Source organism: Nocardioides sp. Root140, from assembly GCF_001426745.1.
Classification (GTDB): domain Bacteria; phylum Actinomycetota; class Actinomycetes; order Propionibacteriales; family Nocardioidaceae; genus Nocardioides.
This window is the reverse complement of the sequence record NZ_LMFI01000012.1, coordinates 134,576-150,176: the sequence shown is the minus strand read 5'-3', so window position 1 is coordinate 150,176 and position 15,601 is coordinate 134,576. Positions and strand designations below refer to the sequence as shown.

Genomic DNA, 15,601 nt, shown 5'->3' with positions numbered 1-15,601 from the left:
TCGCCCGACCATACGCAACTGATCAGGGAGCACGCCCGTGCAGCACATTCTTGACGCAATCCTCGCCGGCGACACCGCCACCGAGGACTTCGCCAACCTCGACCTGCCCGAGTCCTACAAGGCGGTCACCGTCCACAAGGACGAGGTCGGCATGTTCGAGGGCCTCGACAGCAAGGAGAAGGACCCCCGCAAGTCCCTCCACGTCGAGGACGTCGCGCTTCCCGAGCTCGGCCCCGGTGAGGCGTACGTCGCAGTCATGGCCTCGGCGATCAACTACAACACCGTGTGGACCTCGATCTTCGAGCCGGTCTCGACCTTCGGCTTCCTCGAGCGCTACGGCCGCCTCTCCGAGCTCACCAAGCGCCACGACCTGCCCTACCACGTGGTCGGCTCCGACCTCTCGGGCGTCGTGCTCAAGACCGGCGCCGGCGTGACCAAGTGGAAGGCCGGCGACCGCGTCGTCGCCCACTGTCTCTCGGTCGAGATGGAGAGCGCCGACGGCCACAACGACTCGATGCTCGACCCCGAGCAGCGCATCTGGGGCTTCGAGACCAACTTCGGTGGCCTCGCCGAGGTCGCCCTGGTCAAGTCGAACCAGCTGATGCCGAAGCCGGAGCACCTCACCTGGGAAGAGGCTGCCTCCCCCGGCCTGGTGAACTCCACCGCCTACCGCCAGCTCGTCTCGAAGAACGGCGGCCAGATGAAGCAGGGCGACAACGTCCTGATCTGGGGCGCCTCCGGTGGCCTCGGCGGCTTCGCCACGCAGTACGCCCTCAACGGTGGCGCCACGCCCGTGTGTGTCGTCTCCAACGAGGAGAAGGCCGCGATCGCCCGCAGCATGGGCGCGGAGCTGATCATCAACCGCTCCGAAGAGGCCTACAAGTTCTGGAACGACGAAGGCACCGCGCAGGACCCGAAGGAGTGGAAGCGCTTCGGGGCCAAGATCCGCGAGCTCACCGGCGGCGAGGACATCGACATCGTCTTCGAGCACCCGGGCCGTGAGACGTTCGGCGCGTCGGTCTACGTGACCCGCAAGGGCGGCACGATCACCACCTGCGCCTCGACCTCGGGCTACATGCACGAGTACGACAACCGCTACCTGTGGATGAACCTGAAGCGCATCATCAGCTCGCACTTCGCCAACTACCGCGAGTCGTGGGAGGCCAACCGCCTCATCGCACAGGGCAAGATCCACCCGACCCTGTCGCGCACCTACACCCTCGACCAGGTCGGCCAGGCCGCGCTCGACGTGCACCACAACAAGCACCAGGGCAAGGTCGGCGTCCTCGCGCTCTCCCCGGAAGAGGGCCTGGGCGTGCTCAACCACGAGCTCCGCGAGAAGCACCTGACGAAGATCAACGCCTTCCGCGGCATCTGATCGACCAAATCACACCCCGGTTCGCGCAATCTGCGCGAGCCGGGGTGTGTTCTTTTTCGTCCATCCGCCACACTTGGCACGCAACCCGGGATGCATCACCACTGACGGAGGAAATAACCCCATGAGCAGCGACGACGGCCTGTCCATCTTCGACGAGGAGCCGACCAAGGGCGGCGCGCCCGAGGGCGCCGACGACGCCACGCAGGTCATCCCCGTGGTGAAGCGCGAGAGCGACGAGAAGTCCTCGCCCCCCAGGACGGCTGCGAAGCCGACCCAGACGAGCACCACGGTCCGCCCGGCGGCCCAGCCCGCCCGCCAGCCCTCGGCCAAGCAGGAGCCGGCCGCGCAGGCGCCCGCCCAGCCGGCCCGGCCCGCTGCCCAGGTCCCTTCCCAGCCTGCCGCACCCGCGCGTCCCGCAGCGCGCCCCTCAGGCAGCCTGGTCAACACCCAGGCCACGTCGCAGGGCGGCTCCCAGACCGGTCAGTCCCGGCTCCCCGCACTGCCCGTCGTACGACGCAACGGCTACGACCAGGCCGCCGTCGACTCCCTGCTCTCACAGCTGACCAACGAGAAGGCCGGCCTCGGCAACAGCCTCGGCGCGTCCGAGAAGCGGGTCATCGAGCTGGAGTCCGAACTGGCCGGCCTGCGCAAGCAGGTCTCCGAGGTCGAGGCGCCGTCGTACGCCGGGCTCGGCGGCCGCGCGAACGAGCTGCTCCGCCTGGCCGAGGAGGAGGCCGAGGACATCCGCCTCCAGGCCATCCGCGAGGCCACGGAGATCCGTGCCCAGGCCACCAAGGACGCCAAGGCGATCCGTTCCGACGCCACCCGTGAGGCCGAGGACATGCGCACCGTCCAGCTCGCCGAGCTCGACGAGCAGCGCACCCGCCTGATCGCCGACGCCGAGCAGGAGCGCGCCCTGGCCCGCACCGAGGCCAACGACCTGCGCGCCGCCGCCAAGCGCGAGGCCGACCAGCTGCGCCTGGCCGCCACGCAGGAGAGCAACGACGCCAAGGTCAGCGCCGCCCGTGAGGCGGAGAAGTCCCGCGCCGCCGCCGACCGTGAGGTGCAGGAAGCCCGGCGCACGCTCGCGGTCGAGAAGGAGCGGCTGGCCAAGGAGGCCGCCGACCACCACTCGAACGCCACCGCCGAGACGCGTCGCCTGGTCGAGGAGGCCGAGCAGCGTGCCGTCGCAGCCGAGGAGCGCGCCACCGAGGCCAGCACCCAGGCCACGGCCCACCGCCAGCAGGCACAGTCCGAGTCCGACGCCCTGCTCACCCGTGCGCGTCGGGAGGCCGAGCAGATCGTCGCCTCGGCCCGTAGCCAGGCCGAGAGCCTGACCGCGTCCGGACAGGCCGACGCCGACCGCGAGCTGGCCGCAGTGCGCGCCGAGGTCGACCGCATGACGAAGCGTCGCGACGCGATCACCGCCCAGCTCGGAGCACTCCGCGACGTCGTCGCCGGCTTCGACGACTGAGCGCATCCATGGCCCATCACGGGGATCACGGCCCTGACCTGGACGACGGGGTCGACGACGCGGCGGTCGCTGCCGAGGCTGCCGAGCGCGCGGAGGACGCTGCCGAGCGCGCCGAACTGGCCGAGGACGAGGTCGAGGAGCATCTGGAGAAGCACCACGTCGGCGAGCGGCACCTCGGCCAGCCCGGTCCACCCATCGGGCACTCGCCGTACTACATCGGTTTCTTCGGCGGCCTCGGCCTGCTGACGGCGTACTGGCTCGGACAGCAGGTGCTGGCGATCGGCTCGACGCTGGTCCTGGTCGTGGTCTCCATGTTCCTGGCGGCCGGCCTTAACCCGCTCGTCGAGTGGTTCGAGCGACGCGGCATGCGGCGCTCGCTGGCCGTGCTGTCGGTGATCGTGATCGTGCTGATCGCGATCGGCCTGTTCATCTCGGCGATCGTGCCGGTGATCAGCGAGCAGGTCGCCGCGCTGACCAGCAACGCACCCCACTGGCTGGACCAGCTGCAGGAGAACAAGCGGGTCCAGAAGTGGAACGAGGACTACGACCTCATCCAGAAGGCCAAGGACTACATCGAGGACGGCAACCTCGCCCAGCGCGCCTTCGGTGGTGTGCTCGGCTTCGGCCTCGCGGTCCTCTCGGCGCTGCTGAACGCGTTCATCGTGATCGTGCTGACGCTCTACTTCCTGGCCTCGCTGCCGAAGACCAAGGCCGCGTTCTACCGCCTCGCGCCCGCCTCGCGTCGCGACCGGGTCACCCGCCTGGGCGACCGGGTGCTCCAGGGCATCGGCGGCTACGTCTCCGGTGCCTTCGTCGTCGCGGTCTGCGCGTCACTCGCCTCGTTGGTGTTCCTGTTCATCGTGGGCCTGGGCGAGTACGCCGTCGCGTTGTCGTTCGTGGTCGGTCTGCTCTCGTTGATCCCGATGGTCGGTGCCACGATCGCCATGCTGATCGTGTCGGCGATCGGGTTCACGATCTCGCCGGGCGTCGGGATCGCCTGCCTGGTCTACTACGCGCTCTACCAGCAGCTCGAGAACTACGTGATCTACCCGCGCGTGATGCAGCGCTCGGTCAGCGTGCCGGGCTCGGTCACCGTGATCGCGGCACTGGTCGGTGGAGGCCTGCTCGGTGTGGTCGGCGCCCTGATGGCCGTGCCGACCGCGGCCGCAATCCTGCTGCTCACCCAGGAGGTGTTCGTCCGCCGTCAGGACGAACGCTGACCTGTCGCCAGTTCTGATCGACCCGTCGCCAGTTCAGGTCGACCCGTCGCCAGTTCGCGAACTCGCGCCGGGTCAGCGGGAACTCACGACGGGTCGGGGACCCCGACCTCGATCCCGGCCCGGGGCTCACCCAGCTTCACGATCACGACCCCGGCGAGCACGAACACTCCCCCGGCCAGCTGCAGCCAGCCCGGCAGCTCGTCGAGCAGCAGCCAGGCGAAGAACATCGCGGCGATCACCTCGGTCAGGGCCACGAACGAGGCCAGTCGCGAGCCGAGTCGGCGTCCGGCCGCGATGCCGGTCGTGTAGGCCAGCGCCGCGGTCACCACGCCGAGCAGCACGAGAGGGACCCACCAGGGAACCTGCATGCCGTCGTACGACGCATCGGCGGTCGAGGCGGCCATCGGCACCACTCCGACGAGGCCGGCCAGGCCCAGGCAGGCGGCGCCGACCACGAGACCGCCCGCGCCCAGCACCAGCGGCGGGAGCCCGTTGTCCTCGTCGGCGGAGATCACGAAGTAGGTGGCCGCGCCGATCATCGCACCCAGTGCCCACAGCACGCCGGCCACACTCAGCGACGCACCAGAGACCACGTCGAGCAGCAGCACCAGGCCTCCTGCGGCCACGGCGGCACCGACCAGGGTGAGCGGGCCCGGCGCGTGCCCGTGCCGCAGCCAGAGCCACACCACGACCGCGACCGGTGCGGTGTACTCGATCAGCAGCGCGACACCCACCTGCATGTGCGCGACCGCGTAGAAGTAGCACAGCTGGCAACCGGCCACGGCCACGACGCCGTACGCCGCCACCAGCAAGCCGTTGCGGCGCACCAGGTGCCAGCGACCGCGAACGGCGAGCAGTGCGGGCACCAGCAGGATCAGCGCACCGATCGACACGCGGACCGTGACCGCCGCGCCTGCGCTCCAGCCGGATTCGAGCAAGCCCTTGGCCAGGGCCCCGGAGAGTCCGAACGACGCCGCCGAAGCCAGCGCGAAGGCGAGACCGGAGCCGAGCCGCGATGACGAGACAGGTGTGAGGACGTCATGAGTCATCGCGGTCATGGCACATGACGCTACGCTCAGGCATGTAAGGTGTCAACATGGTTTTCGCTCATGACACGGAGGTGTCGCTCCAGGCCGCCGTCGCCCTGGTCAACACCGCCGTCACGCCCGAGACCCTGACCACTGTCGCGGAGGCCGACGCGTTCTGGACGACCTGGGAGTACACCGGCCGCCACGAGCGCACCCGCGCGGAGCTGGACGACATCCGGGCCCTGCGACCGGTGCTGCGCGAGGTGCTGACCAGCGAGCGCGACCGCAGCGCGACGCTGGTCAACGAGCTGCTGGCCGAGGCCGGCGCACTCCCCCAGCTGGTGCGCCACGACGAGTGGGACTGGCACCTGCACGCCATCGCGCCCGACCGCCCGTGGGCGCAACGCATCATGGTGGAGACCGCGATGGCGATGATCGACGTGGTCCGCAGCGACGAGATGTCGCGCCTGGGTGTCTGCGCCGACGACGACTGCGACGGACTGGTGCTCGACCTCTCCCGCAACCGCTCGCGCCGGTTCTGCAGCACCACCTGCGGCAACCGGGCCGCCGTCGCCGCCTACCGGGCCCGCCAGGGCTGAGCCTCCGCGGACCACCGAACGAGCCCTGCCCACAGGAGGCTTGACCCTCCGGTGACCGGAGGGTGTTTGATCGTCGCCATGGCCACCACCGTCACCATCGGGGAGTTCTCCCGACTCACCTACCTCAGCGTGAAGACGCTGCACCACTACCACGAGGTCGGGTTGCTCGAGCCGGCCAGCATCGACGTCGGTAGCGGCTACCGGAGGTACGACCTCGACCAGGTCGGGCAGGCTCATCTGATCCGCCGGCTGCGTGACCTGAACATGCCGGTGGCGCAGGTGCGTGAGGTGGTCTCGGCTCCGAACCAGGAGACCAGCGACGCAGCACTCAAGGCGCACCTCACGCGCATGGAGACAGAGCTCGAACGCACCAGGGACGTCGTCGCCTCCCTGCGGCTGCTGCTCTCCCCCGGCCCGGCGCTCGCGGTGGACTACCGCACCGTGCCCGACCTCCCTGCGCTCGCCGTCTCCGCGATTGTCTCGATCGACGACATCTTCGAGTGGTCGGACGAGACGTTCGGCCGCCTCGCGATGGCTGCGGGGCGGCTCGGCATCGAGGCGAGTGGGCCGGCCGGGGCGACGTACGCCCGCGAGTTCTTCGAGGACGACGCCGGCGAGGTGGTCGCCTTCCTGCCGGTTCCTGCCGCCACCGGTGAGCCGACCGGGGACGCCGCGGTCACCCGCCTGGAGCTCCCCGGTGGCAGGTTCGCCGTCACGGAGCACGTCGGGCTGTTCGATGACTTCGATCGGACGTACGGCGCCCTGGGCAGTCACGTGGCCCGCAACGACGAAGGTCTGCCGGACCCGATCCGGGAGCGCTACCTGGTCGGCTCCGACGAGACAGATCACCCCAGCGAACACCGCACCGAGATCTGCTGGCCACTCCGGTCAGCATGACGCCCATGCTTCACCCGACAACAAGGAGCTCATCATGACCATCATCATGGCCGCCGTGACGTTCGACTGCAGCGACGCCGCTGCCCTCGCGGACTTCTGGTCCGCCCTCATGGAGGTGCCCGTCGACCCCGAGGCGACCGTGGACTACGCCAGCATCGGGATGGGCGGGAGCATCAGCCCGGCCCTCGTCTTCATGAAGGTGCCGGACCGGACGCCGGGCAAGAACGCCGTGCACCTCGACCTGGCTTCCTCCACGTGGACCGCACAGGTCGACCGTGCGGTGGACCTCGGCGCCAAGCGCCTGGGTGAGTTCGACGAGGCCGGGTTCCAGTGGGTGACGCTCGCCGATCCCGAGGGCAACCTGTTCGACATCGCCAAGGGTTGACACTCCGGCCGCGTCGCTGACCGGCGGCGGCGCGGCCGAGAGCGTTGCGGTCGAAGGCGGCGCCTTCGCCGGACTACGCCAACTCGACGAAGCGGGACAGCACCTGCCGGAAGATCTCGGGCTGCTCGGAGTGCACCCAGTGCCCGGCACCCTTGACCGTGACCCGCGACGCGCGCGGGAACCAGCGCAGCATCGCATCGGCGTACTCGTCGGTGACGTACGCCGAATTGGCGCCGGCGACCCACAGCACCCGACCCTCGTACGGCGCCACGTCGCCGAGCCGGTCCTCGGGCCAGCCACCCAGCACGTCGAGCTCACGACCGAGCAGCTCGAGGTTGGGCTGCCAGCGCCAGCCGGTGCCCTCACGTCGGAGGTTCTGCAGAAGGAAGCTGCGCACGGTCGTGCTGGGCGCGGCGACCTCGAGGGCCGCATCAGCGTCGGAGCGCCGCTCAAGGGAGTCGAGGTCCATGCCCTGCATGCCCTCGATGAACACTCCGAACTCGCTGCCGTTCGCGTAGTCCACGGGCGACATGTCGACCACGGCCAGCCGCTCGACCAGCTCGGGGTGGCGCAGCGCCAGCACCATCGCGATCTTGGCGCCCATCGAGTGCCCGACCAACACCACCGGGTCATCGGCCGAGAACAGCTCGGCGAGACGGTCGGCGAACTCGACGTAGTCGAGATGCTCCGTCCAGGCCGAGCGCCCGTGGTTGGGCATGTCGACCAGCGTCACCCGGTGATCGGGGGCCAGCGACTTCGCGACCTGCGTCCAGTTCTTGCCCTGGCCGAAGAGCCCGTGGAAGAACACGACCCGCGACCCGCTCTCGCCCATCTCGGTCAGGTACACGTCGCTCTGCGTCACGGGCACAGGCTACGGTGCGGTCGGCGTACCACGACGGGGTGGGCGCAATTGCCTTGGCAGGGACGGACCGCTCCGTCATCGTGGGAGTCATGCCTGACACCGCAGCGCAGTGGTGTGCCCGTGTCGCGGCACGCCTGGAGGCCGACGGGCCGCGTCGCCCGCCATGCGGCTGGTCGAGGAAGCCGGCGGCACAGCGACGTCCGTGCCCGATTTCTGAGTCCGCGCAATAGCGGTCAGGAACTGGCCGGAAAGGACGACAGACTGGTGCTCCACCGACGAGAGGACATCCCATGCCCGCCCAGGCTCCCCCTGTCACCGACGAACGCGACGGCCTCCGCGCCTATGTCATCCAGCAACAGGACGCCTATCGCGCCGTCATCTTCGGCCTCACCGACGAGGAGGCCGGTCGTACGCCGACCACCAGCGCACTGAGCGTCGGTGCGTTGGTCAAGCACGCCACGCACAACCAGATCAGCTGGGCGGCCAGCGTGAACGCCTCGCCCGGGCCGGTCGTCGACGACCGCCCACAGGAGGAGCAGTACGCCGAGCGCGAGCGCATGATCACCTGGCTCGAGGGCGACACGGTCGACGGGGCATTGAAGGCGTTCGATGACGCGAGTGCCGCGGTCCTCGAGGCGATTGCCGCCGTGGACCTCGATGCCCCGGTTCCGGTGCCGCCCGCACCCTGGAACCCCACCGACATCGCCCACTGGTCGGTGCGCTGGGTCTGGCTCCATTTGATCGAGGAGATGGCTCGGCACGCCGGTCACGCCGACATCATCCGCGAGGCGATCGACGGCGCAACGATGTATGAGCTGGTCGCGGCGCGCGAGGGCTGGCCAGAGACGCCGTGGCTCAAGCCGTGGCGCCGGGCCGAGTGAAGGGGCCTGCCATGAGCGATGTTCGAACAGTCCAGATCACCTTCGACTGCGCCGATCCCCAGTCCCTGAGCCAGTTCTGGGCCTCGGCCCTGGGCTACGTCAACCCCTGCCCACCCGGTCGCGAGGTGTCGGAGGGCACGGACGTCTTCGAGGCGTGGCACGAGTTCCTGGCCGAGGCCGGCGTACCCGAGAGCGAGTGGAACTCCGCGTCCGCGGCAGAGGACCCCGACGGCAGCGGGCCTCGGCTTTTCTTCCAGCGGGTGCCCGAGGGGAAGACCGCGAAGAACCGCGTGCACCTCGACGTACGCGCGGCGCCCGGTCTCGGTCCCGAGGAGCGGATGGCCGCACTGGAGGCCGAGTGCGAGCGACTCGTCGCGATGGGCGCCACCCGCGGCAAGCGGTTCGAGCCGTCCCCGCCGATGAGCAACGGCTTCATCGTGATGGCCGATCCCGAAGGCAACGAGTTCTGCCTCGACTGAGGCAGTCCCTGACGTTTCGGTCCTCTGGAAGGGCCGAAACGTCAGGGACTACCGCGCGTCAGGGGCCGAAACGTCAGGGACTATCGCGCGTCAGGGGCCGAAACGTCAGGGACTATCGGGCGGAGTAGTCGCGGAAGCCGCGCTTGGTCTTGCGGCCGAGGTAGCCGGCGGTGACCAGGTGCTCCAGCAGCGGCGCGGGCGCGAAGCCCGGCTCGCGGAACTCGAGGTAGAGCTCCTTCTGGATCGCCAGCGACACGTCGTTGCCGACCACGTCGAGCAGCTCGAACGGGCCCATCGGCAGCGCACAGCCCTGCTTCATGGCCGTGTCGATGTCGTCGGCGGTCGCGTAGTGCGCCTCGAGCATCTTCACCGCGTCGTTGAGGTAGGGGAACAGCAACGCGTTGACGATGAACCCGGCCCGGTCGCCACACGAGACGGCCACCTTGCCGACCTTGTCGCACAGCGCCCGCGTCGACTCGGCCACGTCGTCGGAGGTGGAGACCGTCGTGACGACCTCGACCAGCTTCATGATCGCGGCGGGGTTGAAGAAGTGCATGCCGATGACGTCCTGCGGCCGCGAGGTCACCTTGGCCATCGCGATGATCGGCAGCGACGAGGTGGTGGTGGCCAGGATCGCACCAGGCTTGCAGATCTCGTCGAGGTTCTCGAACAGCGTGGTCTTGATCGCGAGGTCCTCCGCGATCGCCTCGACCACGAGGTCGACGTCGGCCAGGTCGTCGAGGCTCGTGGTGCCGGAGATGCGAGCAAGCGCTGCGGCCTTGTCGTCCTCGGTGGCCCTGCCCCGCTGGATCTGCTTGTCGAAGTTGCGGGTGATCCCCGCGACGACGCCGTCGACCTTCTCCTGGGAGCGGCCGACGTACAGGACGTCGTGTCCGCTCTTCGCGAAGACCTCGACGATGCCGGACGCCATCGTGCCGGTGCCGACCACGCCGACGGTCGTGATGTCGTGGCGCAGCTGAGGCGCGTTGTCGGCCGACGGGGTCCGCTCGTCGGCGACGACCTTGGAGCTGTCGGGACCCTCGTAGGTGTAGAAGCCGCGGCCCGTCTTGCGGCCGAGCAGACCGGCGGTGACCATCTGCTTGAGGATCGGCGCCGGCGCGTGCAGGCGGTCGCGGCCCTGCTTGTACATCGTGTCCAGGATCTCGTACGCCGTGTCGAGGCCGATCAGGTCGAGCAGCGCGAGCGGGCCCATCGGGTAGCCACACCCGAAGCGCATGGCGGCGTCGATGTCCTCGCGGGAGGCGTACCTGCCCTCGTAGAACGACACCGCGTGGTTGAGGTAGCCGAAGAGCAGCGTGTTGGCGATGAAGCCGGCCTTGTCACCGCAGACGACGGGGTTCTTGCCCACCTGCTCGACCAGCGACTTCGCCCGCTCGAGCACGTCGGCCTCGGTGACGACCGTGCGGATGATCTCGACGAGGTTCTGCACCGGAGCCGGGTTGAAGAAGTGGATGCCGACCACACGGCCGGGACGGCTGTTGGCCGTGGAGATCTCGGTGACCGACAGGGACGAGGTGTTCGTGGCCAGGATCGCGTCGGGCGCGACGATGTCGTCGAGCTGGCGGAATATCGCCTTCTTGACCTCGAGCGACTCCACGACCGCCTCGACCACGAAGTCGGCGGGCGCCAGGTCGGCCATCGAGGTGCCAAGCGAGATGCGGTCGAGCAGGGTCTTCTGGTCCGTCTCACTGAGCTTGCCGCGCGCCACGGCGCGCCCGGTCGAGTGCTCGAGGTGCTGGCGGCCACGCGCCACACCCTCGTCGTCCTGGTCGACACCGATGACGGTGAAGCCGTTGCGGGCGAAGACTTCGGCGATGCCGGCACCCATGGTGCCGAGGCCGATCACGCCGACGGTCGAGATCTCGCGAGGGGCAGTGGGCTCAGGCGCTGCGGTCGTCATGCATCGAATGATGGCACGACGTCCGCAGCACCCGATCCGCTCCCACGGATCGGGACAAACCGCCTCTCGGGCGGCCTGACCCGTTGGTTCCAGTAATCAGCTGTAGTCGTGGAAGCCCCGGCCGGTCTTGCGACCGAGGTGACCGTCCGTGACGACCTTCTCGAGTCCGGCGGCAGGCGTGAAGCCCGGCTCCTTGAACTCGGCGTACAGCTCCTGCTGGATCGCCAGCGACACGTCGTTGCCGACCACGTCGAGCAGCGCGAACGGGCCCATCGGGAACCCGGCCTGCTCCTTGATCGCCGCGTCGATCTCCTCGATGTCGCCGCGACCCTCGTCGATGACCTTGACGGCGTCGTTGAGGTAGGGGAACAGCAACGCGTTCACGATGAATCCCGCGCGGTCGCCGCACGACACGGCCACCTTGCCGACCTTGGCGGTCAGCGCACGCACGGTCTCGTCGACCTCGGGGCTGGTCAGCTCGGTGGTGACCACCTCGACCAGCTTCATGATCGCGGCCGGGTTGAAGAAGTGCATGCCGATGACGACCTCGGGTCGCCCGGTCACGCCGGCCAGCTCGGTGATCGGCAGCGACGACGTCGTGGTGCTCAGGATCGCGCCCTGCTTGACGATCCGGTCCAGGTCGCGGAAGAGCTCGGTCTTGACGGCCAGGTCCTCGGCGATCGCCTCGACGACCAGGTCCACGTCGGCCAGCGCCTCACGCTCGGTGGCCGCGGTCAGGCGGGCCAGTACGTCGGCCTTGCCGGCCTCGTCGAGCTTGCCACGCGAGATCGCCTTGTCCAGCGACTTGGTGATCGCCGCGACCACACCGTCGGTCTTCTCGGTCGAACGGCCGACGAACACCACGTCGTAACCGCTCTTGGCGAAGACCTCGACGATGCCCGACGCCATGGTGCCGGTGCCGACCACGCCGACCGTGGTGATCTCGTGGCGCAGCTGCGGCGCGCTGTCGGCGGAGGGAGTCTCGTCGTCGGCGACGACTGCGCCGTCGGCGTACGTGTAGAAGCCGCGACCCGACTCCTTGCCCAGGCGACCCTCGGCGACCAGCTCGTCGAGCAGGTCCGCGGGCTTGTGCAGGTTGTCGCCGGACTCGGCGAACCGGGCGGCGAGCACGTCGCGCACGACACCGAGACCGAGCTCGTCCAGGACGGTCAGCGGGCCGGACGGGTAGCCGCAGCCGAAGCGCATGGCAGCGTCGATGTCCGCGCGGGTGGCGTACGACGTCTCGTACATGCGCACGGCGTGGTTGAGGTACGGGAAGACCAGCTCGCGGAAGGTCTGCTCAGTGGTGTCGGTCATGGCGAAGACTGTAAACGTCGTTCCTACCCATGAGTAGCCGAAGTTCACCCATCGGACCGTAGCGTTCGTCACGCCTGCGGGTAGCCTGCTCTCCCGTGAGACTCGTTGTAGCCCGTTGCCAGGTCGACTACGCCGGCCGACTGACCGCTCATCTGCCGATGGCCACCCGCGTGCTGATGATCAAGGCCGACGGTTCGGTCCTCGTCCACAGCGACGGCGGCTCCTACAAGCCGCTGAACTGGATGTCGCCTCCCTGCACGGTGAAGGAGCTCGTCAACGACGAGGGCCACCTCGAGTGGAACGTCACCAGTCGCAGCACCGCCAAGGGCCCGGAGGACACCCTGCGCATCGTGCTCGAGGAGATCCACCACGACTCCGAGCACGACCTCGGCATCGACCCCGGCCTCCAGAAGGACGGCGTCGAGAAGCACCTCCAGGAGCTCCTCGCCGACCACCCGGCCACCCTCTCCCCCGGACTCACGCTGGTACGCCGGGAGTTCCCGACGGCGATCGGCCCGGTCGACCTCATGTGCCGCGACGAGAACGGCGAGTCCGTGGCCGTCGAGATCAAGCGCCGCGGCGACATCGACGGGGTGGAGCAGCTGACCCGCTACCTCGAGCTGCTCAACCGCGACCCGCTGCTCTCCCCCGTGCGTGGCATCTACGCGGCCCAGGAGATCCGGCCGCAGGCCAAGGTGCTGGCCGGCGACCGCGGCATCCACTGCGTCACCGTCGACTACAACGCCCTGCGCGGCCTCGACGATCCCACCGACAGGCTCTTCTGACCCGCGTCCGCGGGGTCGGGCACGAGTCCTGACATGATGCGCGCCATGCAGATCTTCCACATCGCCGAGAAGTCGCGCTGGGACGCCGCCAGGCTGGCCGGCTCCTACGCGCAGTCGACGTACGGCCGCACGCTCGAGGACGAGGGCTTCATCCACGCGTCGCGCGAGGACCAGTGGGAGACCGTCCGCGAGCGCTACTACGCCGATGCGCCGGGCCCCCTGGTGCTGCTCACCATCGAGACCGACAAGCTCACCTCGGAATGGCGCGAGGACACGGTCGGCGACACGACGTACCCGCACATCTACGGCCCCCTCAACCCGGCGGCCGTGGTCCACGAGAAGCCGTTGCCGAGGCTGCAGCGGGACGGGACGGCCCGACCGCAGGAGTCCTTCGCGAAGCTCTTCTTCGCCGAGATCATCACGCGGATGTGCGCCGCGGTCCTGGTCATGGCGCTGGCCATCGCCGGCCACTACGCAGCCGTCGGCATCTTCGGCGAGGACCGGGGACTCCTCGGCGTGATCGTCGGTGCGGTGGTGGGCCTCGCCATCGTGGTGCCGCTCCTGCACCGTCGCAACGCCCGCCTGAAGGCCTAGCGACCCTCAGGCGTTGACGAGGTCCGCGACCTCGTCGGCGCATCCCCACGACATCGTGACGCCGGCGCCGCCGTGCCCGTAGCAGTGCACGACGCGCCCGACCCTCTCGACGCGCACCGCGGGCCGCACCGGCCGGAGCCCGACCTTGTGCCGCAGCACCTTGGCGCCCTCGATCTCGGGCATGATCCGCGCCGCACGGGCCAGGATCTCGCGGGCGGTCCCCGGTGACGGCGTCCGGCTCCAGTCCCCCTCGTCGGACGTGCCGCCGATGACGACGTCGCGCGAGCGGGGTACGACGTACGTCGGGCCGTCGTCGTCGATGGCCCACCGCTCGATGCCCCGCTGCTCGACCACCACGACCTGGCCGCGCACCGGCACGACGGACTTGTCCGAGGCCAGGTGGCGCGCGCCGAGTCCGGCGCAGTTGACCACGAGGTCGCCACCGGTCGGCAGCGCCTGCAGGTTCATCCTCGTGATCGTGCCGCCGAGCTCTTCGACGCGCTCGGCCAGCCAGCGCAGGTAGAGGGGCATCTCCACGACCGGCGTGGTGAACGTCCAACCGTCGACGAAGCCGGGCGGGAGCGAGGTCTCACGGTCGAGCGAGGGCACTGCCGCGCGCCACCACGGCTCTGCCTTGCGGGTGGTGAACACCTCGGTGCCGGTGACCATGCGGACCCCGGTCTCGCGGTCGCCGGCCAGGCCGACGAACTCGGCGTACGACGCCCCCGACCAGGCCGTCACCCGGTCCTGCGGCAGCGCCCGGTAGGGGTACCAGATGGCCGCGGCGACCGAGCTCGTCGTCTCCAACGGCAGGTCACGGGCCAGCACGTCGACCCGGTGGCCGGACTCGAGCAGCCTGATGGCGCAGGTGAGCCCGACGACTCCCGCCCCGACCACGTTCACGCGTGCCATGGGGAGAGTCTGCCGCAGACCCGCAAGGGTTGTCGGTGAACTCTCCCCACGGGCGCGTGGCGCGGGGCTCAGCGGTTGAAGCGGGGCAGGTAGCGCACGTGCCACCCGCCCACGCGGGACGCCGCGGCGTCGCTGAGGACGACCTGCTTGCGCGCCGAGATGACCCACTTGCCGTTGCGGTAGGCGTAGGTCTCCGCCTGACCGCCCCAGCGGTTCCCATTGCCCCGCGTGACGCCGGTGTGCACGAGACGGATCTCGCCGTTCGCGTTGCGCGTCCGCCGCACGCCCTCCTGGACCATCACCGTGCTGTCGACGGTCCACTGGGGACGAATCGGAGACCGCTCCAGGACGAGGCGCCCGTTGCGCCAGGTGACGATCGAGTGCCACGCGGTGTGCGCACCCATGCCGGTGAGGATGCTGATCTCCGACCCCTTGACCGGGTCGATCGGCGCGTCACCGTGGTAGACGCACGGGTTGCCCCACGAGGTGTAGAGGTCCTTGGTGCCCGCCACCCGCGTCCCCATGGTCACGCGCACGGAGCACACGTTGGCCGACTTCCTGCGGATCGAGATGCCGTCGATCGTGCCGTCACCGTCGACGTCGCTCGCCGTCGACATCAGGCGCCACTTCGAGGTGCCGGCGTACGGGTTGACCGCCTGGGCGTCGACACTGACCTTGGCCGACGCTGCGGTGCGCACCGCCGTCGGTGCCGAGGCATGTGCCGGCGACTGGGCCAGCACGGTGCCCATGGTCGCGGTCAGGGCCAGGGTCATCAGAGACTTCTTCACGAGGTTCCCCCATCGCTGCGGGTCCGCTGTTCGGACCATCACTTGAGGAGACGCACTCGATCCCGGATTGGTTCGCGCCAA

At 69.4% G+C, this 15,601-nt stretch carries 16 protein-coding genes; 10 read left to right on the top strand and 6 right to left on the bottom strand.

What is annotated here, in order from left to right; all coding sequences use genetic code 11:
• The first annotated feature begins 37 nt into the window (after window positions 1-37).
• From ccrA to ASD30_RS20800, 3 genes are all read left to right on the top strand, one after another.
• Window positions 38-1,378, top strand: coding sequence for a crotonyl-CoA carboxylase/reductase (gene ccrA, locus ASD30_RS20810; RefSeq protein WP_056686504.1), 1,341 nt, complete (start codon window positions 38-40; stop codon window positions 1,376-1,378).
• Window positions 1,379-1,499: 121 nt separating this feature from the next.
• A complete protein-coding gene (locus ASD30_RS20805) occupies window positions 1,500-2,852 on the top strand; it encodes a hypothetical protein (RefSeq protein WP_056686502.1) in 1,353 nt (450 codons plus the stop codon).
• Window positions 2,853-2,860: 8 nt separating this feature from the next.
• Window positions 2,861-4,072: an AI-2E family transporter gene (locus tag ASD30_RS20800; protein ID WP_082564045.1), complete on the top strand. Its 1,212-nt coding sequence runs from the start codon at window positions 2,861-2,863 to the stop codon at window positions 4,070-4,072.
• Between the two features lie 83 nt (window positions 4,073-4,155).
• On the opposite strand, the gene ASD30_RS20795 is transcribed toward ASD30_RS20800, so the two are convergent.
• Window positions 4,156-5,130, bottom strand: coding sequence for an EamA family transporter (locus ASD30_RS20795; RefSeq protein ID WP_056686498.1), 975 nt, complete (start codon window positions 5,128-5,130; stop codon window positions 4,156-4,158).
• Between the two features lie 38 nt (window positions 5,131-5,168).
• Between ASD30_RS20795 and ASD30_RS20790 the strand changes: the two genes are divergently transcribed.
• The 3 genes from ASD30_RS20790 (at window position 5,169) to ASD30_RS20780 (ending at window position 6,981) form a co-directional block, all read left to right on the top strand.
• A complete protein-coding gene (locus ASD30_RS20790; protein WP_056686496.1) occupies window positions 5,169-5,699 on the top strand; it encodes a CGNR zinc finger domain-containing protein in 531 nt (176 codons plus the stop codon).
• 78 nt (window positions 5,700-5,777) lie between these two features.
• The gene (locus tag ASD30_RS20785) at window positions 5,778-6,596 is read left to right on the top strand and encodes a MerR family transcriptional regulator (protein ID WP_056686796.1); all 819 of its coding nucleotides are present in this window, start codon (window positions 5,778-5,780) and stop codon (window positions 6,594-6,596) included.
• A gap of 34 nt (window positions 6,597-6,630) precedes the next feature.
• Window positions 6,631-6,981, top strand: coding sequence for a VOC family protein (locus tag ASD30_RS20780; protein ID WP_056686493.1), 351 nt, complete (start codon window positions 6,631-6,633; stop codon window positions 6,979-6,981).
• A gap of 73 nt (window positions 6,982-7,054) precedes the next feature.
• Here ASD30_RS20780 and ASD30_RS20775 read toward each other — a convergent pair whose 3' ends face one another.
• Window positions 7,055-7,843 carry an alpha/beta fold hydrolase gene (locus ASD30_RS20775; protein WP_235530238.1) on the bottom strand — a complete coding sequence of 263 codons (789 nt, stop codon included), beginning with the start codon at window positions 7,841-7,843 and terminating at the stop codon, window positions 7,055-7,057.
• A 290-nt stretch (window positions 7,844-8,133) separates the two neighbouring features.
• On the opposite strand from ASD30_RS20775, the gene ASD30_RS20770 reads away from it, so the two are divergent.
• Together ASD30_RS20770 and ASD30_RS20765 are read left to right on the top strand one after the other, a co-directional pair.
• Complete coding sequence (locus ASD30_RS20770; RefSeq protein WP_056686490.1) at window positions 8,134-8,724, top strand: DinB family protein; 591 nt, start codon at window positions 8,134-8,136, stop codon at window positions 8,722-8,724.
• Window positions 8,725-8,735: 11 nt separating this feature from the next.
• Window positions 8,736-9,203, top strand: coding sequence for a VOC family protein (locus ASD30_RS20765; RefSeq protein ID WP_056686487.1), 468 nt, complete (start codon window positions 8,736-8,738; stop codon window positions 9,201-9,203).
• Window positions 9,204-9,315: 112 nt separating this feature from the next.
• On the opposite strand, the gene ASD30_RS20760 is transcribed toward ASD30_RS20765, so the two are convergent.
• Window positions 9,316-11,124, bottom strand: coding sequence for a 3-hydroxyacyl-CoA dehydrogenase family protein (locus ASD30_RS20760; protein ID WP_056686484.1), 1,809 nt, complete (start codon window positions 11,122-11,124; stop codon window positions 9,316-9,318).
• Window positions 11,125-11,220: 96 nt separating this feature from the next.
• Window positions 11,221-12,441, bottom strand: a complete 1,221-nt coding sequence (locus ASD30_RS20755; RefSeq protein WP_056686480.1) for a 3-hydroxyacyl-CoA dehydrogenase NAD-binding domain-containing protein — start codon at window positions 12,439-12,441, stop codon at window positions 11,221-11,223.
• A 95-nt stretch (window positions 12,442-12,536) separates the two neighbouring features.
• Between ASD30_RS20755 and nucS the strand changes: the two genes are divergently transcribed.
• Together nucS and ASD30_RS26180 are read left to right on the top strand one after the other, a co-directional pair.
• Complete coding sequence (gene nucS / locus ASD30_RS20750; protein WP_056686477.1) at window positions 12,537-13,226, top strand: endonuclease NucS; 690 nt, start codon at window positions 12,537-12,539, stop codon at window positions 13,224-13,226.
• Between the two features lie 45 nt (window positions 13,227-13,271).
• The gene (locus ASD30_RS26180) at window positions 13,272-13,820 is read left to right on the top strand and encodes a DUF952 domain-containing protein (RefSeq protein ID WP_082564060.1); all 549 of its coding nucleotides are present in this window, start codon (window positions 13,272-13,274) and stop codon (window positions 13,818-13,820) included.
• Window positions 13,821-13,826: 6 nt separating this feature from the next.
• On the opposite strand, the gene ASD30_RS20740 is transcribed toward ASD30_RS26180, so the two are convergent.
• Window positions 13,827-14,732 (bottom strand): FAD-dependent oxidoreductase, encoded by a 906-nt coding sequence (locus ASD30_RS20740; RefSeq protein WP_056686473.1) that lies wholly within the window; start codon window positions 14,730-14,732, stop codon window positions 13,827-13,829.
• Between the two features lie 68 nt (window positions 14,733-14,800).
• Entirely contained in the window at window positions 14,801-15,520 is a 720-nt protein-coding gene (locus ASD30_RS20735; protein WP_156393736.1) for a hypothetical protein, read from the bottom strand.
• Window positions 15,521-15,601: the final 81 nt, after the last annotated feature.